At 60.9% G+C, this 23,209-nt stretch carries 23 protein-coding genes; 16 read left to right on the forward strand and 7 right to left on the reverse strand.

Translation table 11 applies throughout. The features are described from left to right. Positions 1-5: 5 nt before the first annotated feature. The 5 genes from K0U62_01700 (at position 6) to K0U62_01720 (ending at position 3,373) form a co-directional block, all read left to right on the forward strand. Positions 6-719 (forward strand): hemolysin III family protein, encoded by a 714-nt coding sequence (locus K0U62_01700; protein MCH9800230.1) that lies wholly within the window; start codon positions 6-8, stop codon positions 717-719. Continuing rightward, complete coding sequence (locus tag K0U62_01705) at positions 716-1,129, forward strand: DUF393 domain-containing protein (GenBank protein MCH9800231.1); 414 nt, start codon at positions 716-718, stop codon at positions 1,127-1,129. The genes K0U62_01700 and K0U62_01705 overlap by 4 nt, the downstream gene beginning before the upstream one ends. A 170-nt stretch (positions 1,130-1,299) precedes the next feature. Next, on the forward strand, positions 1,300-1,881 hold the full coding sequence (locus K0U62_01710) for a thioredoxin family protein (GenBank protein MCH9800232.1): 582 nt from the start codon (positions 1,300-1,302) through the stop codon (positions 1,879-1,881). Beyond that, positions 1,878-2,861, forward strand: a complete 984-nt coding sequence (locus K0U62_01715; protein ID MCH9800233.1) for an NAD(P)/FAD-dependent oxidoreductase — start codon at positions 1,878-1,880, stop codon at positions 2,859-2,861. The genes K0U62_01710 and K0U62_01715 overlap by 4 nt, the downstream gene beginning before the upstream one ends. Beyond that, positions 2,861-3,373, forward strand: coding sequence for a carbonic anhydrase (locus K0U62_01720; protein ID MCH9800234.1), 513 nt, complete (start codon positions 2,861-2,863; stop codon positions 3,371-3,373). Before K0U62_01715 ends, K0U62_01720 begins: the two co-directional genes overlap by 1 nt. A gap of 8 nt (positions 3,374-3,381) precedes the next feature. Here the strand turns inward: K0U62_01720 and K0U62_01725 are convergent, their stop codons facing one another. Continuing rightward, a complete protein-coding gene (locus tag K0U62_01725; protein ID MCH9800235.1) occupies positions 3,382-5,499 on the reverse strand; it encodes a type IIA DNA topoisomerase subunit B in 2,118 nt (705 codons plus the stop codon). A gap of 262 nt (positions 5,500-5,761) precedes the next feature. On the opposite strand from K0U62_01725, the gene K0U62_01730 reads away from it, so the two are divergent. The 9 genes from K0U62_01730 to K0U62_01770 all read left to right on the forward strand — a co-directional run bounded on the left by K0U62_01730 (position 5,762) and on the right by K0U62_01770 (position 15,535). Further along, entirely contained in the window at positions 5,762-5,962 is a 201-nt protein-coding gene (locus tag K0U62_01730; GenBank protein ID MCH9800236.1) for a hypothetical protein, read from the forward strand. Positions 5,963-5,971: 9 nt separating this feature from the next. Continuing rightward, positions 5,972-6,445, forward strand: a complete 474-nt coding sequence (locus K0U62_01735) for a DUF456 domain-containing protein (GenBank protein ID MCH9800237.1) — start codon at positions 5,972-5,974, stop codon at positions 6,443-6,445. A 111-nt stretch (positions 6,446-6,556) separates the two neighbouring features. Next, positions 6,557-8,056: an amidase gene (locus tag K0U62_01740; protein ID MCH9800238.1), complete on the forward strand. Its 1,500-nt coding sequence runs from the start codon at positions 6,557-6,559 to the stop codon at positions 8,054-8,056. Positions 8,057-8,087: 31 nt separating this feature from the next. Then, positions 8,088-9,944: an ATP-binding cassette domain-containing protein gene (locus K0U62_01745; GenBank protein MCH9800239.1), complete on the forward strand. Its 1,857-nt coding sequence runs from the start codon at positions 8,088-8,090 to the stop codon at positions 9,942-9,944. A 117-nt stretch (positions 9,945-10,061) separates the two neighbouring features. After that, entirely contained in the window at positions 10,062-11,192 is a 1,131-nt protein-coding gene (locus K0U62_01750) for an acyltransferase family protein (GenBank protein ID MCH9800240.1), read from the forward strand. 354 nt (positions 11,193-11,546) lie between these two features. Next, positions 11,547-12,161, forward strand: a complete 615-nt coding sequence (locus tag K0U62_01755; GenBank protein MCH9800241.1) for a fasciclin domain-containing protein — start codon at positions 11,547-11,549, stop codon at positions 12,159-12,161. Positions 12,162-12,223: 62 nt separating this feature from the next. Next, positions 12,224-12,787: an RNA polymerase sigma factor gene (locus K0U62_01760; protein MCH9800242.1), complete on the forward strand. Its 564-nt coding sequence runs from the start codon at positions 12,224-12,226 to the stop codon at positions 12,785-12,787. Continuing rightward, positions 12,774-13,535, forward strand: coding sequence for an anti-sigma factor (locus K0U62_01765; GenBank protein ID MCH9800243.1), 762 nt, complete (start codon positions 12,774-12,776; stop codon positions 13,533-13,535). Before K0U62_01760 ends, K0U62_01765 begins: the two co-directional genes overlap by 14 nt. Before the next feature lie 113 nt (positions 13,536-13,648). Beyond that, positions 13,649-15,535: a Na+/H+ antiporter gene (locus K0U62_01770; GenBank protein ID MCH9800244.1), complete on the forward strand. Its 1,887-nt coding sequence runs from the start codon at positions 13,649-13,651 to the stop codon at positions 15,533-15,535. Here the strand turns inward: K0U62_01770 and K0U62_01775 are convergent. The 4 genes from K0U62_01775 to K0U62_01790 form a co-directional block, all read right to left on the reverse strand. Next, positions 15,517-16,092: a hypothetical protein gene (locus tag K0U62_01775; protein ID MCH9800245.1), complete on the reverse strand. Its 576-nt coding sequence runs from the start codon at positions 16,090-16,092 to the stop codon at positions 15,517-15,519. The genes K0U62_01770 and K0U62_01775 overlap by 19 nt on opposite strands. 112 nt (positions 16,093-16,204) lie before the next feature. Further along, a complete protein-coding gene (locus K0U62_01780; GenBank protein MCH9800246.1) occupies positions 16,205-16,594 on the reverse strand; it encodes a cupin domain-containing protein in 390 nt (129 codons plus the stop codon). 134 nt (positions 16,595-16,728) lie between these two features. Then, positions 16,729-17,682 carry a hypothetical protein gene (locus K0U62_01785; protein ID MCH9800247.1) on the reverse strand — a complete coding sequence of 318 codons (954 nt, stop codon included), beginning with the start codon at positions 17,680-17,682 and terminating at the stop codon, positions 16,729-16,731. An 88-nt stretch (positions 17,683-17,770) separates the two neighbouring features. Then, positions 17,771-19,066, reverse strand: coding sequence for a diguanylate cyclase (locus K0U62_01790; GenBank protein ID MCH9800248.1), 1,296 nt, complete (start codon positions 19,064-19,066; stop codon positions 17,771-17,773). Positions 19,067-19,209: 143 nt separating this feature from the next. On the opposite strand from K0U62_01790, the gene K0U62_01795 reads away from it, so the two are divergent. Further along, positions 19,210-19,725, forward strand: a complete 516-nt coding sequence (locus K0U62_01795) for a pyridoxamine 5'-phosphate oxidase family protein (GenBank protein ID MCH9800249.1) — start codon at positions 19,210-19,212, stop codon at positions 19,723-19,725. 22 nt (positions 19,726-19,747) lie between these two features. Here K0U62_01795 and K0U62_01800 read toward each other — a convergent pair whose 3' ends face one another. Together K0U62_01800 and K0U62_01805 are read right to left on the reverse strand one after the other, a co-directional pair. Continuing rightward, a complete protein-coding gene (locus K0U62_01800; protein ID MCH9800250.1) occupies positions 19,748-21,145 on the reverse strand; it encodes an aspartate aminotransferase family protein in 1,398 nt (465 codons plus the stop codon). Further along, the gene (locus K0U62_01805; protein ID MCH9800251.1) at positions 21,142-21,606 is read right to left on the reverse strand and encodes an Lrp/AsnC family transcriptional regulator; all 465 of its coding nucleotides are present in this window, start codon (positions 21,604-21,606) and stop codon (positions 21,142-21,144) included. The genes K0U62_01800 and K0U62_01805 overlap by 4 nt, the downstream gene beginning before the upstream one ends. Positions 21,607-21,763: 157 nt before the next feature. On the opposite strand from K0U62_01805, the gene K0U62_01810 reads away from it, so the two are divergent. Beyond that, a complete protein-coding gene (locus K0U62_01810; GenBank protein MCH9800252.1) occupies positions 21,764-23,209 on the forward strand; it encodes a gamma-aminobutyraldehyde dehydrogenase in 1,446 nt (481 codons plus the stop codon).

The raw sequence follows: 23,209 nt of genomic DNA on the forward strand, positions 1-23,209 counted from the left end.
CTCCCATGGCTATCAATGACGGCAGCGCAGGTGGATTAGACGCTGTCGATCCCCGCGCCAAGATCGAGGGGTTGCGCGCCTCGATCGGCACGGCAGTCAAACCACGGTTGCGGGGCTGGCTGCATTTTGGTGCCGCACCGATGGCTTTCCTCCTGGGTCTGGGCCTCCTAGTTTTCACCCCGGATCAGAGCCTGCGGTTCGCAGTCGCGGTGTATGTCGCAACCACCGTTTTGCTCTTCGGTGTGAGCGCCGGCTATCACCTAGGGGCGGGTGGTCGACGCACCAGCGCCGCCCTGAACCGACTCGACCACGCCAATATCTATCTATTCATCGCTGGCAGCTATACCCCGTTTGCAGTAGCGCTCGACAATGAGCAGATCGGCCGAACGATGCTGCTGCTGGTGTGGAGTATCGCGTTGCTCGGCAGTCTCGTGCGGGTGATCTGGTGGGGTGCGCCACGCTGGCTTGTGGTGAGTTCTTATTTGGCGTTGGGCTGGGTGTCGGTGCTCTTCCTACCGGCCATTGCCGAGCAATTCAGTGCCGTCATAGTGGCACTAATGGCAGCGGGCGGAGTGCTGTACTCCATCGGTGCCGTCGTATATGCCCGGAAACGACCCGATCCCCACCCGGAATGGTTCGGCTATCACGAGGTGTTCCACGGCTTCACCATTGCCGCCTTCCTTCTCCAGTTTGCCGCGATAGCGATGGTCGTCACATGACCTCCGCCACTTGGCCAGTGTCGACCGAGCACCATAGGCCTTTGCTCGTTTTTGACGGCGATTGTGGTTTTTGCACCACCTCGGCCACCTTCATTGTTCGTCGGATCCGCCCGACTGCTCAGGTCGTGCCGTGGCAACGCCTAAACCTCGGGGACCTCGGCTTGACCGAACAGCAGTGCACTGAGGCAGTTCAATGGGTCACGCCCGACGGTGCGATCCGTTCCGGTAGTCAGGCGATCATGGCCATGTTGGCGACAGCGGGCGCGCCGTGGCGGGTTCTGGGCCGGGTTGGTGAATGGCCACCCGTAGCGATCCTCGCGGATCGATGTTACCGCTGGATCGCAGAGCACCGCGGCATGCTGCCTGGCGCTACCCCTGCCTGCGCCCAACCCATCACTGCAACCGGCTAACGGCCAACGACTCAGCGGCATTTTCTGGCCGCGGGCGGCCCACATCGGGCGCGGTAGCAACCCATTGCCGGTAGCGAGTACCCACGGCAAACCTCACCTCTCGCGGCAAATTGTCCGATCAGCGACACCGCTCCCGGCCGAAGTGCCCTAGGTGGGATAAGTTGTCAGCCATGGCTGTTCAGTCGCAACAAACCGAACTGGGAACTGCGCTTCCCGCCACCACCCTGCCGGATCTCGACGGCAACTCCGTTGATCTGGCGGCTTACCGCGGTGACGAACCACTCGTAGTGGCTTTCGTCGCTAATCACTGCCCTTATGTCAAACATGTGGAAGCCGAACTCGGCCGATTGGCCGCCGAAGCGGCCGCGGCTGGGGTGAACTTCGTGGCTATCGTCTCCAACGATCTCGCGAACTACCCTGATGATGATGTTTCGGGTGCGCGTGACCAAGCAAAACGGTCCGGTTGGGACTTCCCGTATCTGATGGACCGCGAGCAAACCGCAGCGATGGCCTTCGGCGCCGCCTGCACACCCGATTTCTTCGTCTTCGATGCCGACGGAAAACTCGCCTATCGCGGTGCCCTGGATGAATCGTCGCCCAAGAATGGCAAGCCGCTGACCGGCGATGCCTTGCGTGATGCCATTGCCCGGATCACGCGTGGCGACGAGGTCCCGCTTCCCCACCAGCCGGCGCTGGGCTGTGGAATCAAGTGGCTACCGGGGAACCAGCCGGAGGGAATCAGTCTGATATGAGTTCCATCGAGGTCGACTACACCATCATCGGTGCCGGGCCCACTGGCCTGTATGGCGCCTACTACGCAGGTTTCCGCGGCTGGTCCAGCGCCGTCATCGACGCACTACCCGAAGTGGGTGGTCAGATCACCGCGATGTACCCGGAGAAAGATATTTTCGATGTCGCCGGTTTCCCCTCGGTACGCGGGCGAATTCTGGTGGAACAGCTCAAAGAGCAGGCCGATCAGTTCTCCCCGCAGTACGTGTTGGGTGAACAGGCTGCGGAGTTGAAGGCTCCGGAAGACGGGCCGATCACCATCACTACGACCCAAGGCACCACCGTCACCACCAAAGCGCTGTGTATCACTGGCGGGATTGGCTCGTTCCGACCGCGCCCATTGCCGGCAGGGGCTGGCTGGGAGGAACGCGGTTTGGTGTTCTTCGTTCCTAAGCCCGATGAACACGCGGATAAAGACATTGTGATTGTCGGCGGTGGTGACTCGGCGCTTGACTGGGCGCACATGCTGCATCCGATCGCCCGCAGCGTGACCGTTGTGCATCGTCGTGATCAGTTCCGGGCGCATGCGGCGATGGTGGATCAGGCGCGGGATTTGGGGATCGAACTGCTCACCCCATGTGAGGTCACCGCGCTGCGCGGCGAGAGCCAGGTGGAAGAAGTAGAGGTCACCGGCAAGAAAGATGGCAGCGTGCGGGTGCTTCCTGCCCAAACCGTCGTGGCAGCGCTTGGCTTCATCGCCAACATTGGCCCGATCGCTGACTGGGGCCTGGAGCTGGAGAAGCGCCACATTACGGTTGACACGCAGATGCGCACCAACCTGCCAGGGGTCTTTGCCGCCGGCGATATCGCGGTCTACCCCGGCAAGGTGCCGCTGATCTCTATTGCGTTCGGTGAGGCTGCCTTGGCCGTCAATAACGCCGCTCCGATCATCAATCCAGAACTGGGCGTGTTCCCCGGCCATTCGAGTGGAGAATCGAACTGATGTCGACCTTCCCCGGCGATACCTTCGCCGACGTCATCACCGGCAATGATTCTTACGCAGCAAGTTTCGGCCAGGGCGACCTACCTGCCCGCGCAGGCCAAGGACTCGCGATCGTCACTTGCATGGATTCCCGCATTGACCCGCTGGCGATCACCGGGCTTCAGGCTGGTGATGCGAAGGTGATCCGCAACGCGGGGGCGCAAGTCACCGATGAGGTGCTGCAAACGCTAGTGCTGGCGGTCTACCTGTTGGGGGTGACCCGGGTGTTAGTGATGCCACACACCAACTGCAAGATGGCTAGTGCGACTGAGACTGAAGTTCATGACCTGCTAACCGAAGCCGCTGGCATGGACACCCGCAGTTTGCAGATCAAAACCATCGATGACCAGCTGCAAGCGCTGGCTCGTGATCTGGTGAAGATTCGCAACTACCCCTACTTACCAAGCGACCTGACTGTAGCCGGTGCTATTTACAACGTGACCAATGGCCAGTTGCAGCCGTTCGAGGACTAGTTCGCCGCTTAGGCGTCGATGCGTTCGCGGTCGAGTTGTTCCGATGAGGTAACCAAGAACTCCTTGCGGGGAGCAACGTCGTTGCCCATCAGCAGATGGAATACCTCCTCGGCCGCTTCCGCGTCCTCGACCTGCACTCGGCGCAGGGTGCGGGATTGACGACTCATTGTGGTCTCCCGCAACTGCCGTGCGTCCATTTCACCCAAACCCTTGTACCGCTGCACTGGGTCCTTCACCCGAACATTGCGCTTGTCCAGATCGCGCAGCGTTTCGTGCATTTGATCCTCGTTGTAGGTGTAGATCACCTCACCGTTGCGCTTACCCGCTGCGACCGTTTCGATCCGATGCAGCGGCGGAACCGCGGCGTACACCCGGCCATCTTCCAGCAGCGGGCGCATGTAGCGATAAAACAAGGTGAGTAACAGGCACCGAATGTGCGCGCCATCTACATCGGCGTCACTCATCATGATGATCTTGCCGTAGCGGACCTGATCGATATCAAAGGTGCGACCGGAGCCAGCCCCGATGACCTGAATGATGGCGGCACATTCAGCGTTCTTCAGCATGTCGGCGACCGAAGCTTTTTGAACGTTCAGGATCTTGCCGCGGATCGGCAGCAGTGCCTGCCCCTCGGATTCCCGTGCGAGTTTGGCCGTACCCAAGGCGCTATCACCCTCGACGATGAAAAGCTCGCTCTCGTCCACTTTGCTGGTGCGGCAGTCCACCAGTTTCGCTGGTAGTGAGGAGGACTCCAGCGCATTCTTGCGCCGCTGCAAATCCCGAGTAGCCCGGGCCGACACCCGCGCCCGCATGGCGTTGGCGACTTTCTCCAGCGCCAACTTCACCGATTGTTTGTCGCCGCGTGGTGGTTTGCGCATCCACTCAGCCAACTGCTCAGACACCACTTTCTGCACAATTTTGGTAACCGCTGGCGTGCCCAAGACCTCCTTGGTCTGACCTTCGAACTGGGGCTCAGCTAGTCGAACCGACACCACCGCGGTAATACCTTCCAGCACGTCGTCTTTAGTGACGTTGTCTTCCCCCGACTTCAACACCTTGGCCGATTTGAGCCGCTCGTTGAACGTCCGGGTCAATGCTCGCTCGAAGCCGGTGACATGCGTTCCACCCTTGGGGGTAGCGATGATGTTCACGAACGATTTCAAGACTGTGTCGTACCCGTTGCTCCACCGCAACGCGACGTCTACGGTCAGATCTCGTTCCACGTCCTGCGGTGTCATATGACCGGCGTCATCCAGCACTGGCACCGTTTCGGTAAAAGTATCCGAGCCGCGCAGTTCCACGACGTTGGTGACCGGCTCACCCACGGCGAGGTGGTCGACGTAGTCCACGATCCCACCTCGGTGGGCAAATGACTCGTCCACTACCTCCTCGGGATTCCGCTCGTCCAGCAGGCGGATAGTCACGCCGGGGACGAGGAAGGTGGTCTGTTGGATGCGTGCGCGGAGGATGTCGAGGTCGTAGCCGGCGTCAGCGGTGAAGATTTGGCGGTCCGCCCACCAGCGCACCCGCGTGCCGGTTTTCTTCGGCGAACAACGACCGCCGTCCTGCAGACCAGCCTTTTTCTTGAACTCAGCATCCGGCCCATCACCATCGAATAGGCCAGGAACGCCGCGGCGGAAAGAGATGACGTGGATTCGGCGGTCACGGTCTACCTCAACATCGAGCCGTTCCGACAGCGCGTTGACTACCGAAGCTCCAACGCCGTGTAAACCGCCAGAGGCGGCATATGAGCCATCGCCGAACTTGCCACCAGCGTGCAGTTTGGTCATCACCACTTCCACACCGGTCATCCGGGTCTTTGGCTCTTTGTCCACCGGGATCCCGCGCCCGTCGTCGCGAACTTCGACCGAACCGTCGGGGAACAAGTGCACCTCGATCTCGGTACACCAACCGCCCAACGCCTCATCGACAGAGTTGTCGAGAATCTCCCACAGACAGTGCATCAGACCACGACCGTCGGTCGACCCGATGTACATGCCGGGACGCTTGCGGACGGCGTCCAACCCCTCTAAGACCCGCAGTTGCTTAGCGGAGTAGCCCCCGGTGGCTTTCTTGGCACGGGACCCAGAACCGCGCTTTTTGGCTGCGGCGGTGCTGTCGGGCACGGTGTCCTCCACTAGTTGATGTCATCGCTAAGCCTAAGCGGCGACATCTGCACCGACCGACAGGCGCTCCGGTCGCCGCACTCACCGAACCCTAAGTACTCAGGACCGATGAGCCAGACTGGTCGCCCGCCCTACCTCGATCAGGTCAGGGAATTCATCCGGCTTCCGGATATCACTCGACTACGCCCTCGGCGAACCGCGGCTCACGGTGGCTGCACCTAACCAAAACCAGTGTCAGACTGGAGTCCTGGAGGTGAAGGGAATGACTACTGTTACCGCTCCCGCTCAGTTGGGCATGCAAGATCGGTGCGACCGATGTGGCGCCCAAGCTTACGTGCTGGTTCGGCTCAAGACCGGATCGGCGCTGCAGTTCTGCGCCCATCACTACACCGAGCACTCGACCGCACTGCAGCCGCTTGCTGACGAGATCGTCGACGAATCGCACTTACTGCTGCAGCCGTAGTTCGTGGAACTGCTAGCGGGGGTCCTCCTCGGCGCAGCAGTTGTTCTGGGGCTTATCGGTACCGTATTTCCGATCCTGCCGGGATCGCTGTTCGTTGCTGTCGGCGCCATCGGCTACGCGCTATGGGCGCAACAAACTCCCATCACCGTTGCGGCAATCGTCGCGCTGATCATTTTGGTGGCGGGCGTGGGACTGAAATACCTAATTCCCGCCCGAGCCGTCAGCGGCGACGTCGACAACGTCGCCTTATTCATCGGCGGCCTGCTGGGGCTGATCGGATTTTTCGTTATCCCGATTGTCGGGCTGTTGATTGGATTCGTGCTGGGTGTGGTGCTGGTGGAACTGCTGCGCACTCGCTCGCTGCGGCAAGCGATCCCTGCCACCAAGTGTGCACTCACTGCTGCTGGGATCAGCATTCTGGTGGAACTAGTTGCGGTCTTGCTCGCAGGCGGAATCATCATCACCGCCGCACTTGTCTTTTAGCAAGGTCACCGCGTCGGTCGCGCCAACAGACCCGCTACCGCTGTCGCCCCAGTCGCTACGACTGTCCTGCCAGAGCCTGTCATGGTCTACTTGGGCCGGAAGGTGATCTTGATGGATTTCACCGAGTACCGCTCGCTAGATGCTACGGCGATGATCGCTGGCATTGCGTCCGGGGACTTCACCGCTAGCGAACTGGTTGACGTGGCAGCCCGACGACTGCGTCGAGTGAACCCGACCCTCAATGCGGCGGTGTTGGATCTGTCCGGTGCTGCGCGGCGCGACGTTCGAGACGGATTGCCCAGCGGACCACTCCACGGCATCCCCATGGTCGTCAAGGACATGGATGGCACGCTTGCCGGAGTCCGCTGCACTATGGGCTCGCGCTCCCTCGTTGACTGGGTGCCCAAGAACGACTCGACGTTACTTGGTCGCTACCGGGCGGCAGGCGCGGTCTTCCTTGCCAAAACCAACTGCCCCGAGTTCGGGATGGTGGGAGTTACCGAGCCCGAACTGCACGGCCCCACCCGCAACCCGTGGAACACCGACTACACCCCCGGTGGATCTTCGGGGGGTACGGGGGCTGCGGTCGCCGGCGGTGTGGTTCCGGTGGGACACGGTGGCGATGGTGGCGGGTCCATCCGCATCCCCTCGTCACACTGCGGGCTGTTCGGCCTCAAGCCCAGTCGCGGCCGGATGCCCACCGGCCCGGATATCGGCGAAGGCTGGAACGGTCTGGCCATCCCCCACGCACTCACTCGGTCCGTGCGTGACAGCGCACTCCTGCTGGACGTCGGTCGCGGGGTTGATCCAGGTGCTCCCTACGCGGAGCCACCTGGCCCGCGCAGTTTTGTTGCTGCCATGCAACGACGAGTGAAACGGTTGCGGATCGGGGTCAGCCGACGAGCCCAACTTGCTGGCGAAATCCACGCAGATAATCTGGCCGCCATCGAGGATGCCGTTGCGCTGTTGACCGATCTGGGTCACAAGGTAGAAGAGGTGGATCTGCAGTTCGATCGGGAGGAACTGTTAGCCGCATTCCTGACCATCACGGTGGCTTCCATCGCCCAAGACGTGGCCGCTACTACCAGCAAGACCGGACGTGAACCCAAGGCCAACATGTTCGAGCCCGCCACCTGGTTCGCCTACCGGTTGGGTCAGGTGCTGTCAGCGCAAGACCTCGAAGCCGCACTTGCAGTTCGGGATCGCTTCGCCCGCTCGATGGCTACGCAAATGAGCGGCCTAGACCTTCATATGACCGCCACGACCGCGATTCCGCCGGTCAAGATCGGAGAATTAAATTTGAGCGGTATCGAACGCACCGGGCTGGGCGCGTTGCGTCGACTCGCCAGTATCAGTGGCCCTGCCACGAATCCGCTGTATCGCACGCTGCTCGCGCAACTGTCGGAGCAACTCATGGCACCCAACCCCAACACGGAGACCGCCAACCTCACCGGTCGACCCGCCATGAGCGTGCCATTGTTCTGGAACGACACCGGCCTACCAATCGGTACGCAGTTCACCGCAGACTTGGGGCAAGAGGCACTTCTGCTGCAACTAGCGCGGGAACTGGAAGAGGCCCGACCCTGGTTCGACCGGGTGCCACCGCTGTGATCGACTATTGGCTGTTGGGGAGGACAAGCTCATGATTGAAATCGTCGGGGTCAGTAAGCACTACGGGGATACTGCCGCTGTTGCGAATTTGAGTTTCACTGTGCCCAGCGGGCAGGTGACCGGATTCCTTGGACCTAATGGTTCCGGAAAATCCACCACGATGCGGATGATCCTGGGACTGGATCGACCCGACACCGGGTTCGTGCGAGTCAATGGCCGTCGCTATGTCGACGAACAACTCCCACTCACCCAGGTGGGTTCCCTCTTGGAAGCCCGATCGGTCCACCCGGGTCGCACTGCCGCCAACCACCTGCGCTTTCTGGCCGCCAGCAACGGCATCAACCGCAGGCGAGTTGACGAAGTGATCGAGTTCGTCGGATTGGAATCGGTAGCGGGTCGCCGTGCCGGCGGTTTCTCGCTCGGCATGGGTCAGCGGCTAGGGATCGCTACCGCACTGTTGGGTGATCCACCTATTTTGATCTTGGACGAACCGGTCAACGGCCTCGATCCGGAGGGCATCATCTGGGTGCGCACTTTGCTACGAGGACTGGCGGCGGAAGGCCGGACCATTCTCGTTTCCAGTCACCTCATGACGGAAATGTCGATGACCGCAGATCAACTCGTCGTTATCGGGCGAGGTCGACTCATTGCCGACACTACGGTGACTGAGTTCGTCGCCTCGGCCGGCGGGGCGAAGGTGCTGGTCAGCTCCGATCAAACTACCGAGATGACGGCTGCTCTTGCGGAAGCGGAGGTCGAAGAACAACCGAATGGCACCCTGCTGGTGAGCGGTCTGACGGCTGCTGAGATTGGCCAGCGGGCCTTAGCCGCGCAGATTCCGTTGACCCAACTCAGCACCCAGACGCCGTCACTGGAAGAGGCGTTCATGTCGTTGACGTCTGGCGATGTGGTCTACCACGGCCAGACGCTATCCAGCGCTGACAGCACTGGCCCGACCACCGCCACTTCCCTCGACGAGCCGCCATCCAACTCAGCGGCCGAAACGGCGCCGTCAACGACAGCCCCGGAGCCACCGCCGGCCACGCATGATGACACCCACACCCGGGTAGCTACAGCTGGGGAAGCCCCGGCCAAGAAACGCACACCCTTCTTTTCGGACCTGTCGCGAGGGATTCGGGCCGAGTGGCGCAAGTTCATCAGTCTGCGTTCCACGAAGTGGTCGCTGCTGTTGTCCTTCGTCATTGTGGTGGCCTTCGGCGGAATCGCGGCCTACGGCACCACGTTGCGATGGGATGACTTCAGTCCGTTGCGCCGAGCAGTCTTCGACCCCACCGCTCAGTCGCTAGGGGGGATTTTCTTCGGCCAACTGGTCCTCGGCGCGCTGGGAGTGCTGGTGCTGTCCAGTGAGTACAGCAGCGGCAGTATCCGAGCCACGATGGCCGCGATCCCCCGCCGACCGCGGGTACTGCTGGCCAAGATCTTGGTCCTCGGCGTAGCCGGTCTCGTCGTCGCCACCGCAACCATGTTTGCCGCGTTCTTCTTCACCCAATGGATGCTAGGACCTATTGAGGTGCAAGATACGTTGGCCAGCCCCAACACCCTGCGGGCCATCATCGGCGCCTCGCTCTTTCTGGTCGCAGTCGCCCTGCTCGGGCTGGGGCTCGCGGCAGTCCTGCGGCACACCGCCGGTGCCATCAGCTCCCTGTTCGGCCTGCTACTCGTGCTGCCATTACTGGTCAACTTCCTCCCGGAAGAGTGGCAAGCTGAAATCAATCCCTACTTGCCAGTCATCGCGGGGCTACGCATCGTGCAAACCAAGCCAGTAGTTCCGGGGTTCGATCCTTGGGTGTCACTGCTGCTGATGTTTGGGTATGCAACGGTCGCATTACTTATCGGCGTATTTCTGTTGCGTCGCCGAGACGTATGAGACTCTGATTCGATCCCGCACTCGACCGCAAATCCGGATGCGCTGGCTCGCACCACACCACCCGTGAGATGGCTCACACAGTTGATTAGGGCCCAGCGCTGCTGGGTAGGAGGGGCTATGGCAACAAGTTTGAGCGGCCGCATGGCCTGGGTCGACCTAATCAAGGGCCTCAGCGTCGTTCTCGTCGTGTTGATGCATGCCGCCTTGCTGCTGCCGGGTCTGGCCGGCGACTCGACCGTCGCTGGGGTGTGGAACGACATCGGCACGCTGCTAGAACCATTGCGGATGCCGGTCTTCTTCTTCGTATCCGGCATGCTGGCCTCTTCTGCCGTGCAACGCAGTTGGGACAGCAACCGACAGCGCACCTGGGGAATGGGCTACCTGTATGTGCTGTGGACCATCATCCTGCTCGGCCTCACCACCCTCTTCCTGCAACAAACTCCGATCGAAGCGACCACGTCGCTGCCGGGCACATTGCTCTTCGCAGCTAGCGGCTACTGGTACCTGTACGCCCTGCTGCTGTTCTTCGTCATTGCGGTGGTCACCCGCCGGCTACCCCCGTTGCTGGTCGTTGCTGCGGCCGCTGCATTGAACATTTTCCGCCCGCTCACCAACGATGTGTTGGCAAGCGTGCTGGATCCGATCCATCCCGGCAGCTTGGCGGCGATGATGACGCTGAACCTGGTCTTCTTCCTCGTAGGAGTGCACTACAAGAAGTGGGGCACCTGGGTCGCCGCACGCGCCAACTGGCCGACGATGCTGCTGCTCGGTTCCGCTCTGGTCACGGCGGGTATCTACCGGCTGAATACTCCGGAACTGTGGCAGCACACCTTCCTGCCGCTATCCATCGGGTGGATCATTTTCGCGATCATGGCGGCCACCATCGCCACCCGTTGGGAGGCACCGCGCGAGTTGGGCTCCTACCTCGGTGCTCGCACGCTGCCGATCTACGTAATGCAGTTCCCGTTGCTCTTCCTCATTTCGTGGGGTTTGCAGCTGTACGCCACCGGGGCGTTGGAACCAGCCTGGGTGCAGGCACTGTTCCCGCTAGCCGTGACCGGATTCATCGTGTTGGTGGCGTTGGTGTTGCACACCTGGGTGCAACGCAAGCAGCTGCGGTATTTGTTCACCGCGCCAGAGTGGGCGCTGAACCCACGCGCCGCCATGACCCGCGCGCGCGGGGACGTCGAGTTGGCCGAAGATGCACCCGCGCCCACCACCGAATTCGATCTCAAACCGGTCCGCTGAACGCGTCTGCGACATCACAGCGGTCATCGGACAACTACAGCGCAACACCCCACCCGTCGGCGATGCTGTCCTCGGCTGCGGCAGTCAACCTCGTCGTACGGTGGCTGTGCTGGCAGGCTGCTATTGCAGCGGCCTCCCGACCCAAACCGGTCCCGGCCGTTGATCACCAGCCAACTGACCCGCGGTCTCGATCCCGACTAGGCCGCTGCCCATCGTTCGCCCAGCACCGGCCAGTGACCCAGGTCACGTAAATCATTCAAAACTTCTGCAGATTTAGTGCATCTAAAACCGGTACTAGCCGCGAAGTAATGGTTGTACACCCCGACGGCGGGTGGGAGACAAAGGAGAACAACCATGAACATAACGAAAATGCTCGCGGCTGGGTCCGCAGTCGCTCTGGCTGCCACCCTGGGAACCGCGGCGGTACCAGCCAATGCGGCCAAGGGCGACACGCCCCTGGCCTCGGTGATTCAGGATAATAAAGACTTCGACGTCCTATACGGCGCAGTAACTGCTGTTCTTGCGGACAACCCGGATTCGGCCGTGAGCGTGCTCACAGACGGTTCCGTGAAGTTGACCGCCTTCGCCCCTACCGACAAGGCGTTCAAGAACCTGGCCACCACCATCTCCGGCACCAAGGTGAAGAGCGACACTAAAGCGCTGAACACTATTGCTGAGGCTGTCGGCATCGACGGCGTGGAGTCGGTCCTGCTCTACCACGTGGTACTGGGCAAGCCGATCACGGCGAAGAAGGCTCTCAAGTCCAACGGCGCCAAGCTGGAGACTGCACAGGGCGGGACCGTCAAGGTCAAGGTCAAGAAAAAGCACAGCAGTGCTCCAGTCATTCGGTTGAAGGACAAGGATCCGGAGCTGAAGAACCCCAAGGTGGTTGTGGCTGACGTCAACAAGGGCAACAAGCAGATCGCACATGCGATTGACAACGTGTTGCTGCCGATTCAGGTTAGCTGACGGATAGAACAGTGAGCGTTGCGACGCTGCTGGAAGCAGCGCCCCCCGGTGCATGGGACACTATGCGGGTGACCGATGTGGATGTGGAGCAGCTAGGCTACCGCCTAGTCTCCGGAGATCACTCGGCTCTCGAAGAGTCCTACCAGCGCTGGGGGGCGCTGATCCATACGATCGCTTACCGCTCCCTGGGTGATGCAGACGAAGCTGCTGACGTCACACAGAACACCTTCATCTCGGCCTGGAATGGTCGAGAAAGCTTCAACCCCGAGATGGGAAATGTACCGGCCTGGCTGACCGGAATCGCTCGGCGAAGGATCGCCGATTCCTACCGCCGAACTCCACGACAGCGTGAAGTGGCAGTGGCTGAAATTGGCGACACTAGACCTGCGGTGGGTACCGCCAACGCAGATCCGACTCGGGTTGTGGACCAGGTGGTGCTGGCCGACGAACTGGATGAGTTGGGTGAACCTGCCCGCAGCATCATCCAGTTGGCCTTCTACCAGGACCTCACGCACCAACAAGTAGCCCACAAGCTTGACCTACCGCTCGGTACGGTCAAGAGCCACATCAGAAGATCATTAACTAGGTTGCGAGACCGGCTGGAGGTGACTCATGCAGCATTGTGATCCGGAGACTTTAGCGCTGGTAGCGCTGGAGCCGGAAACGTTAGGTCACCAAGACCAGACTCATCTGCAGGAGTGCAAGACGTGCCGGACTGAGTACGAATCATTCCGTAGCACCGTCGACATCGGGCGCAGCGGCCCGAAGGAGTTGGTGCCACCGCCACCGGCCACCTGGACTGCCATCGCGGAGGCCACCCACACTCCTCGACTGCGATCGCTTCCCGGAGGTGCTGCTGCCTCGGCGACTACTCAGTCAGCGAGCGACACAGCGGGCCCTACTAGGCGTGGTTGGTTGCCGCTGGCGGCAGCTGCGATGATCGGCGCGATCGTCGGCGGTGCGGCCATGACGGGTGTGGCGGTCAACCAAAATGATGCCCCGATTGCACAACCCAGTGCCACGCCCTCGATTACCTCTGCCACCGCGTTGCAGCCCCTGCCCGAAGGTGGCAGAGATACTGCCAGCACTGGCAATGCAGCCGTGGCATCGACCGACACCGGCGAGACCTTAGGAATTTCCACTGCTGGCTTGGAGGCGACCGACGGCTACTACGAGGTGTGGCTTATCGACCCAGAGACTATGCAGATGTTTTCGATTGGATCTATCGCTGCTGGTGACCAAGACAGCGTCCTGCCAATCCCGGCAGGAGTAGATCTAGATCAATACTCGGTGGTCGACATTTCAGATGAGCCGCTGAACGGTGATCCCACGCATTCCAAGGTGAGTGTGTTGCGGGGCCAGCTGCCCGCCTAACTTCCAGGCCACCGGCCACAAGGATGACTTCCTGCCGGTCGGCCCACTAGTCTTCGCTCGTGCCGATAGAACTTCACATCGAGTCTGAGTTGGCTTTCGCTCTCTGGACTTTGTTGGGCCTATTGGTGGTCATCGGATGTGCCGCGCTATCGCCGCGCGTCGGAGTACCCGCCCCGCTGTTACTGATTGTGGTGGGGATTCTCGCGTCGTTCAGTGAAACCGTGCCCGACCTAGATCTGAACCCCGAGATTGTGTTGCTGGGCATCCTGCCACCGTTGCTCTATAGCGCGGCCTACCGCACTTCTTTCATCGACTTCAACAACAAGCGATTTAGTATCGCCTCGCTATCGGTTGGACTGGTCATCGCAACGGCGCTGATCGTGGGAGTTGTCGCTACCTGGCTAATTCCCGGCCTACCATTTGCGGCCGGTATCGCGTTAGGGGCGATCGTTGCCCCACCCGATGCGGTCGCGGCCACGGCCGTAGCTAGACGGATTGGCATGCCCACCGGGATTGTGCAGATTCTGGAAGGTGAGTCATTGGTCAATGACGCCACCTCACTAACTGTGCTGCGCTCCGCGATAGCCGCACTCTCGGTCGGAACTGTGGTGTGGGGGCAGGTGTTGTGGACGTTTGCGCTAGCTTCCGTCGGCGGCATCTTGGTGGGATTGGCGGTTGCCTACCTGTACCTGCCGATACGCAACCGAGTCATCAACCCAGCGATTGACAGCACATTGTCGCTGGCAATCCCGTTTGTGGCTTATCTGCCGGCAGAAGCGATTGGCTCTTCTGGCGTGATCGCGGTAGTGGTCGCAGGCCTGCTGATCGGTCATCAATCCCCCACCGTGCAGTCCGGCAAGGCCCGACTGACCGCAGACGCCAACTGGTCAACTGTCACTTTTGTACTGGAGAACTCCGTCTTCCTGTTGATTGGGCTGGAGTTGCCGATATTGCTGCAGCGACTGGGACAAAACCCGGAGACGATTCGAGTCGCGGTGCTGGCGTCCATCGGGGTGTACCTGACGACCGTCGTCGTCAGGTTCGCTTGGGTGTTCGCCGCGAATCTAATTCCCCCGCTGACTCGCGAACACCCCACCGATGCCCGGGAACGGACAGTGATCTCGTGGGCCGGGATGCGCGGCGTAGTGACCCTGGCGGCAGCGCTGACTCTGGGCAGTGACGTACCGGAAAAGGACACACTGGTCTTCGCCGCGTTCGGTGTGGTGGTGGCCTCACTGTTGATTCAAGGATTCACGCTTCCCGGACTGGTGAAGCGGTTGCGGCTCATGCCACCAGATCCGGCAAAACTGGCGCTAGAACGCGCGAACTTAGTCGACGAAATCACCCAGGCCGGCTTGCGGCGACTCGAGGAACTCAACGATGGCGATCAGGATCCGGTCGTGCTGCAACGACTTCGACAACGTGTCGATGAGCGCAGTCAAGGAGCATGGGAATTGGTGGCCTTGCGAAACGTTCAGGAGACACCAATCGAGGCCTTCGTCAGATTGCGGCAGCAGATGTTGGTTGCCGAACGCGATGAAGTCTTGCGAGCACGTGACTCCGGCCGTTACACCGATGAAGTCGTGCGAGAAGTGATCGAACGTCTCGACGTGGAAGAGGCGATGATGGATCTCAGCCATCTCTCCCGATCGGCTCGCGATGAAGACTTGGTCGCCCCCGATGAACTGGCAGGCGGCTGCGGGCACCTAGCCGTCGCTACTGGTCTGCCGGTACCCCCGGAGCCGTTGGCCTGCGCGGCATGCCTTGACACTGGAACTCGATGGGTGCATCTGCGAATGTGTCTGGACTGCGGTCACGTAGGCTGCTGCGACTCCTCGGAGGGCAAACATGCTGATGACCACTTCCGTCGCACCGGCCATCCGGTCATGCGGAGTGTGACTCCTGGCGAGGCGTGGCGCTGGTGCTATGTAGACAAGATCATTGGCAACCCGCAGCCAGGCGAAGATCTCGCGGGCGAAGATCAGGAATCCGACGGATAGTTGACGTCGTTAACCATGACCGGAGTGGTCATTTCACCGTACCGCTCCGCGCCCCGTCGTGAAGCTTCCCGAGCCCGCTGGTACGCCTGTGCCGCGCGCTGCCGCCTCGGTGACTCCTGCCACCGCCGCTGCCATTCCGCCGCCCTCGCCGCCGCACGACCTGCTGTCGGCGCCACTCGGTTCTCTACCCGAGAAACGCGGGTGCGCACCGCCCGTTCGGCTGCATAGGAAACCGCAGCATCGTGACCACGGTCAACCAGATCCTCATAACCAGTTTCGGTTCGACCGCGCAACGCCGACAAAACACCGGACATCTGTCCTACCGCGTCAGCCGCTACCGCCTTCGCGCTAGCCACTCCGCCACGAACACCCACGGCAACTTCGGCTGGCAACTCTTGGACTTCGCTGGCCAACCGATCAGCACCCGAGCGGGCACGTTCCGGTCCCGTGTCGCGCAGTGCGATGGCCGCGCCCAACACCGCATAAACCGGTCGCGGTAGTTGTCGGTTTGACAATCGATCAGCGAGTCTCGGGGAACTAGGTTCGTTGCGGGCCATAAGAAAAGTGTGCGTCACCGGTGACCAAGTTTCTGGGCACGACACCACGTGATTTTCCCCGCTAGCGCCGATCCCGGCAAAGCTGGCGCGGCACTGCCCAAGCAGTTACCCGCTAGACCGGATCACCGTGGTCCTCGCTCATCGGGAACGGATCGGCCGCATGTTCCAGCGGCCGGTAGGTGTAGAAGAACGTGCAGCCATCTTCGGATGGTTCCGTCACCGAATGGGGCACCGTCGGCGGGATGTAGACGTAGGAACCTGGCCCTACTCGTTTGCCCAGCATGGTGCATTCACCTGACAACACCAAGATGTGGTGATGGGCCGCGTGGTGACTGTGTTCCAAGTTTTCGGCACCCGCTGCGACTCGCATCAACCCCAAAGTGGTGTCTCCTGAACGCCACAGCACTTTGTGGTCTACGCCGGGAGCATTGCTCTCCCAGGGAACGTCATCAATGTCTGCTGCAGTCGCCACAATCACGCGGCCTAGATCATCACGAGTCATGCCTGCTACCTCCGAACCCCAACCTATCGGCTGGATCGAGCGTCAGCCCGCTCATCGGCAGGATCAGCCGCTAACCTCGACGACCGTCGGCGGACTACCGAGCAGCGTCCCGAGAGCGACTGTTGACCGGAGATCTATTCGTAGAGGATGTACTCCGGTGTCGGTTTCAGCGCCATGACTTCTTCGGGTGTCATCAGTCGGCTACCCCAAGGTGGACTCGTGTCTTCCTTGTAGAACAGTTTGAATCCGGGGTGAATGTATTTGGGCATACCCTCAACAAGGGTGTCGTACACCTGAGCCTTCGACTCGGGCCCGCCCAGACCGTCGATGGAACGAATGAGTGCCACTCCCTCTTGCTTCTTGAGGCCTTTGAGCTTTTCGACAGCGCCAAAGTTGAACTGATGGAAGACCATCACCTTTTCCGGCAGGTTCTCCTCAGCCACTAAGTTGGCGAGGTACTTCGCCGACTCGTTGAGTTCCGGCCCGTCGGTCCGCCCTAAATCCCGATTAGGGATTTCACCCGGATCCATCGCCCACTCTGGGTCCAGCGCTACGCCGACATCAGGCTCACGCAGGAACTCCTCGAAGTGCTCCATCTCCGGCAGAAACTCCGATCGACCGGGCTGGATATTCAGCAGCAATATCCCCTTGCAGCGGCGAGCGGCTTCCAAGTATTCCCGCACCTCAGACTTAGGTCGGCGGGTGCGGTACAGACCGTTCTTCTTAGGCGTGGCATGCACAACAACGGAGATCATCTCGTAGACCGGGAGTAACTTACGGCCGTCCTTGTAGTCGCGGCCAACTTTCGTGATCTCCTTGCAGACTTCGTCAAGATCTCCGGTGAGCCGCCCGAGATCCCGGTTCGGGTCGTTCTTGTAGCCGGAGTAGCCCACCAGCCGGTAATCAGGAAAAACCTCACGGCCACCGCGGGGCAACTCCGGCGGCGGCTCCGGGGTCGGCGTCGGGGATGCGACCGGGGTATCAGCGGTGTCCGAGCCGCTGGCGCCGTCCGACTCCTCCGCGCCACTGGAACAAGCCGTAGCCACCAATCCGGCCGCTGCAATGAGAACTACACCACGAAACTTCATGCCACCCAACTCCAACGGGGCCTGCTTGACGGCCCTGCTCAGGATAACTGTCGTCCGCCAGCACGAAAAACAGCCCAACCATCGTGTCTCAATCGATGATCTCGATGCGATCACGGCCTGCGGCCTTTGCCCGGTACAGGGCAGTATCAGCGCGGGAAACCAGTTCGTTCCAAGATGAGTCCGACTGCGCGATCGCCGCAGTGCCGCCAGCACTGACCGTCACAAAATCAATGTCGGGATCGGGATGGGGCCAGTGCAAGGCCCGAACGTTGTCGATCATGCGTTGCGCCACGATTCCGGCCCCCGCCAAATCGGCATCCGGCAACACCAGCAGAAACTCCTCGCCACCCCAACGAGAAATCACATCAATCTTTTCGCGAGCGGTACCAGCAATGGCCGCTGCGATGGCGATCAAGCAGTCGTCACCCGCGAGGTGGCCAGCCGTGTCGTTGAACAGTTTGAAGTTATCGATGTCCACCATGACCACAGCGAAGTGATCGCCAGAACGCAGCGAGCGTCGCCATTCTCGTTCCAGTTGTTCCACCGCGAACCGGCGGTTGGCTAGACCAGTGAGCGGGTCAGTCCGCGATGCGGAGCGCAGCCAGTCCGCCTGTTGCTTCATCAGTAAGTGATTGCGGACGCGAGCTCGCAGCAGCGCTGGACTGATCGGTTTGTGGATGAAGTCGATGGCACCCAGGCTCAGTCCCAGTGCCTCATCGTCCTCTGAACCGCGACCGGTGACGAAGATGACCGGCAGATTACGAGTGCGGTCATCCGCCTTCAACCGACGACATACCTCGAAACCATCGATACCCGGCATCTCCACGTCCACCAGAATCAAATCCGGCGGATCATCGGTCATTGCCATTCCCAGCGCCGACTCGCCATCCAAGGCCAGCCTTATCGCGTAGTGCTCCTCCAACGCCTGCGCCACCGCCATCGCGCTTGAAGGAACGTCCTCCACAATCAAGACGGTATGACGGCCATCCTCTTTTTGCGCCACCGGTCGCTCGCGTCGTTTTGCCAACTCGGCGCCCCGCGTGGTTCCGGATTCCACCCCAATCGCTGCCAGCGTGTGGTCCATCACCTTGGTGATGCCGGCGACGTCGACCATTTGACCAGTAGCTAGAGCTTCTTCACCGATCAGCGCTACCTGAGCAAGTGCTCGCGCACCAACATTGGCTGCTGCTCCCTTGACCCGGTGCAATAGCGGACCGAGCTCGTCTGGCTTCGCTGCCGCGAGTTCACCACGAGCAGCAATCACCTCCGCCTCGAAGAGCCGCAGCAACTCCAGGTAGTCGCCAACATCGCCGCCAATCCGACCTCGGCCTTCCGCGACATCGAGGTAGACAGCCGTTGGGCTGTCCCCGGACTCCCCATTCACAAGGCTCTACTTTTGATCGCCATCACACCACCGTGCCACGACCTCAGCCAGATGTCGCGCATATCGACCGGAAGCCACCGATCCGCTTCAGCGAAGGGGTAACAACCCCAGCAATCGGGGGCGGAAGTTGCCACTATGAACAGGTGAACTCAACGAGGGAGAATCCCGATGCTGCCGCCACACTAGATACTGAACAACCGCCGTTAGAACCGCGGCTGACCATCACATCCGGGCCGTGGCCGGCTACTCGGATCGCACAATTCTTTACCGACACCGTCATCCCTATCCGGCTGGCGACCGCTGGATCGTGGCCGTTGGTGCAATCGATGTGGTTCCGCTACCACGCTGACGCGTTGTGGTGCGCAACCCGAGCCGATGCTCTGGTCGTGCGCCGACTGCAAGCGCAACCTCGTTGTGGCTTCGAAATCGCTCGCGATGATCCGCCGTACGCCGGGGTGCGAGGACACGGCAGTGCGGAGATTCTGCCTGACCGAGGACATGAGGTGCTGACTGATCTGGCCGATCGCTACCTCGGACCGGAGAATCAGTCATTACGGGACTGGCTGCTGTCGCGGGCCCACAATGAAGTGGCTATTGCAGTACGCGATCTCGCGGTGAGCACCTGGGACTTCTCACAACGTATGTCGGCGGAGCCCTAATCCACTGCGCGGACTCTCGCCGCTAGAGAATCGACCAAGCTTCGGTGAGCACTCCCCGAAGAATCGACTCGATCTCGTCGAACTCCTGCTGGCCGATAATCAGTGGCGGCGCTAGCTGGATGACCGGGTCGCCGCGGTCATCGGCGCGGCAGTACAACCCGGCGTCGAACAGCGCCTTGGACATAAAGCCCCGTAGCAGCCGCTCGGCCTCATCATCAGTGAAGGTCTCTTTGGTCGCTTTATCTTTGACGAGTTCAATGCCGTAGAAATAGCCGGCTCCGCGTACGTCGCCCACGATCGGCAACTCCGACAACCGGTCCAAGGCTGAAAAGAAGTTCCCTTCGTTGTCCTGCACATGCTGCAGGATGCCCTCTTTTTCGAACAAGTCGAGATTGGCGAGTGCGACGGCAGCCGAGACGGGATGCCCGCCGAAGGTATAGCCATGCAGGAACGAGGTGTCGCCGTGCTTGAAGGGTTCGAACAATCGCTCTGAGGCGATCATGGCCCCGAGCGGCGAATATCCGCTCGTGAGTCCCTTAGCGGAGGTGATGATGTCGGGTTGGACACCGTAGCGACGCATCGCGAACAAGTCACCGATCCGGCCGTAGGCGGTGATGGTCTCATCCGCGACGAAAACGACGTCATGGCGATCACAGATTTCGCGCACCCGCTGCAGGTATCCCGGCGGCGGCGGGAAACAACCGCCGGAGTTTTGCACCGGCTCGAGGAACACTGCGGCGACCGTCTCGGGGCCCTCCGCTTCAATCGCTTCCTCGATCCGATCGGCGGCGTAGCGACCGAAGGCTTCAATGTCGTCGCCATGCTGGGTGGCGCGATAGAAGTTGGTGTTGGGGGCCCTGTGAGTTCCTGGCACCAACGGCTCGAACGCCTCTTTGGCAGCCGGGATGCCTGTGATCGATAGCGCTCCTTGCGTGGTGCCGTGGTAGGCCACGTTGCGGCTGATCACCTTGTACTTGCCCGGCCGACCAGTCAGTCGGTAGTACTGCTTCACGAGTTTCCAGGCGGTTTCGACGGCTTCACCACCACCGGAGGTGAAGAACACCCGATCAAGATCACCGGGGGCTTCATGTGCCAACCGCTCGGCGAGTTCAATGGCCCGTGGATGGGCGTAGGACCAAATCGGGAAGAAGGCGAGCTCTTTGGCTTGCCGCGCGGCAGCGTCTGCGAGTTCCTCGCGGCCATGGCCCAACTGCACGGTAAAGAGTCCAGCGAGACCGTCGAGGTATTTCTTCCCCTGGTCGTCGTAAATGTAGGCACCCTCGCCACGCACGATGATGGGAACGTGACCACCGTCTTCGTAGGTGGAGTGCCGGGTGAAGTGCATCCACAGGTGCCGACGGGCGGCGTCAGCGAGCCGATCCGGGCCGGGCTCGGATACAAACTGCGGAGTGCTGGTCATCTGGCTCCCCACTGATAGGTCTGCTTGTGAATCTTCAGGTAGACGTAGGTGTTGGCGTCCTTGACCCCAGGGATAGCGCGAATCTGACCGACCAATGCGTAGAGGGCGGTGTCGTCAACCGCCACCACTTCGACCAAAAGATCAATGCCCCCGGCGGTGGCGACCACGTAGTCGACTTCCTCGATCTGCGCGATCTTGTCGGCCACCGCACTGATGTCGCCGGATACTCCGACAGTGATCATCGCCGCCCGGTTATAGCCCATCTGCAACTGATCGGTGATGGCGACGATTTGGATCACACCCGAATCGATCAACTTGCCAACTCGCTGCCGCACTGACGCCTCGGACCGGTTCACCTGCTTGGCGATTTCGGCATACGACCGCCGACCGTCCTCCTGCAGCAACTGCACGATCGAACGGTTGATTTCGTCTAGTGGCGTACTACGCACTTCGTCCATCATTCGATTCTTACCTATTCTACCCGGGCATTGCAACGATTTCCGTAGCAGATTAGCCTAGGCTGCACGAATATCGTGGACGTATCGCCGGGTTTGCCGCTATGGTCACCCGTCGTAACGCTCATGTGCCGCTGCTGCGGCCATCGTCCAGGGAGGACCGATGCAAATCTCGAATATTGTTAATGGCCAAGCGACTCCCGCCACCGGCAATGCCTTAGAGCTTGTCGATCCCAGCACTGGGCAAACTTTCGCCGAGGCCCCTATTTCCACCGCTACTGACGTCGACCGAGCTGTCAGCGCAGCAAACGAAGCGTTCCCTGGCTGGCGGGACACTGTCCCCGGTCAGCGACAACTCGCGTTGTTGAAGATCGCCGACCTCGTCGAAAAGCACGCCGATGAACTCGTGGAACTGGAATCACAAAATACCGGCAAACCGATTCCGGTCACCATGGCGGAAGAAATTCCACCGATGGTGGACCAAATCCGATTCTTCGCCGGCGCAGCGCGAATCCTGGAAGGCCGTGCTGCCGGTGAGTACATGTCGGGTTTCACCTCCATGATTCGCCGGGAACCGGTTGGCGTGATCGGCCAGGTCACTCCCTGGAACTATCCGCTGATGATGGCGGTCTGGAAGTTCGCTCCGGCCATCGCCGCCGGCAACACTGTTGTGCTCAAACCCTCGGATACCACCCCGGTCTCCACTGTCCGGTTAGCGCAACTCATCGCGGAAGCCGAGATCCTGCCACCCGGGGTGTTAAACGTCATCACCGGCGATCGAGACTCCGGGCGGATGTTGGTTAGCCATGCCGGTGTTGACATGGTGGCTATTACAGGTTCCGTGCGCGCGGGGATGCAGGTGGCCGAAGAAGCCTCCCACGGCGTGAAGCGGGTGCATCTGGAACTGGGTGGCAAAGCCCCGGTTGTGGTCTTTGATGACGCCGACGCGGCCGCTGCGGCAGAATGGCTCGCCGTCGCCGGTTATTTCAACGCAGGTCAAGACTGCACCGCAGCGACTCGCATCATCGCGCAGGCGGGTATCCACGACGAGTTCGTGGCGGCACTGGCCGACCAAGCACGTAACACCAAGACCACGTTTGCCGGTGGCGCCCGCGACGAGGATGCGCTGGTGCCACCGCTGAACAACGTGAACCAACTAGAAAAGGTCATCGGCTTTCTCGACCGAACCCCCAGCCATGCCTCGGTTGCTGCCGGCGGCGGCCAGCAGGGCGATCGCGGCTTCTACGTCGACCCGACGGTGATCGTGGATCTGGCTCAGGACGACGAGATGATCCAGCAGGAAATCTTCGGTCCGGTCATCACAGTGCAGAAGTTCGCCGACGAAGCCGAGGCGGTGGCCAAGGCCAACGGAGTTGTCTACGGCCTGGCATCCAGTGTGTGGACGGCGGATCATGCCCGCGCGATGCGGATGTCCAAAGCGTTGGACTTCGGCACCGTCTGGATCAACACCCATATCCCGCTAATCGCAGAGATGCCGCACGGTGGCTACAAGCAGTCCGGCTACGGCAAGGATCTGTCGATGTACGGGTTCGAGGACTACACCCGGATCAAGCACGTCATGTCGGCTATCGACGATGGAGACGAGTAA

This window comes from Actinomycetes bacterium, assembly GCA_022599915.1.
Lineage (GTDB): Bacteria > Actinomycetota > Actinomycetes > S36-B12.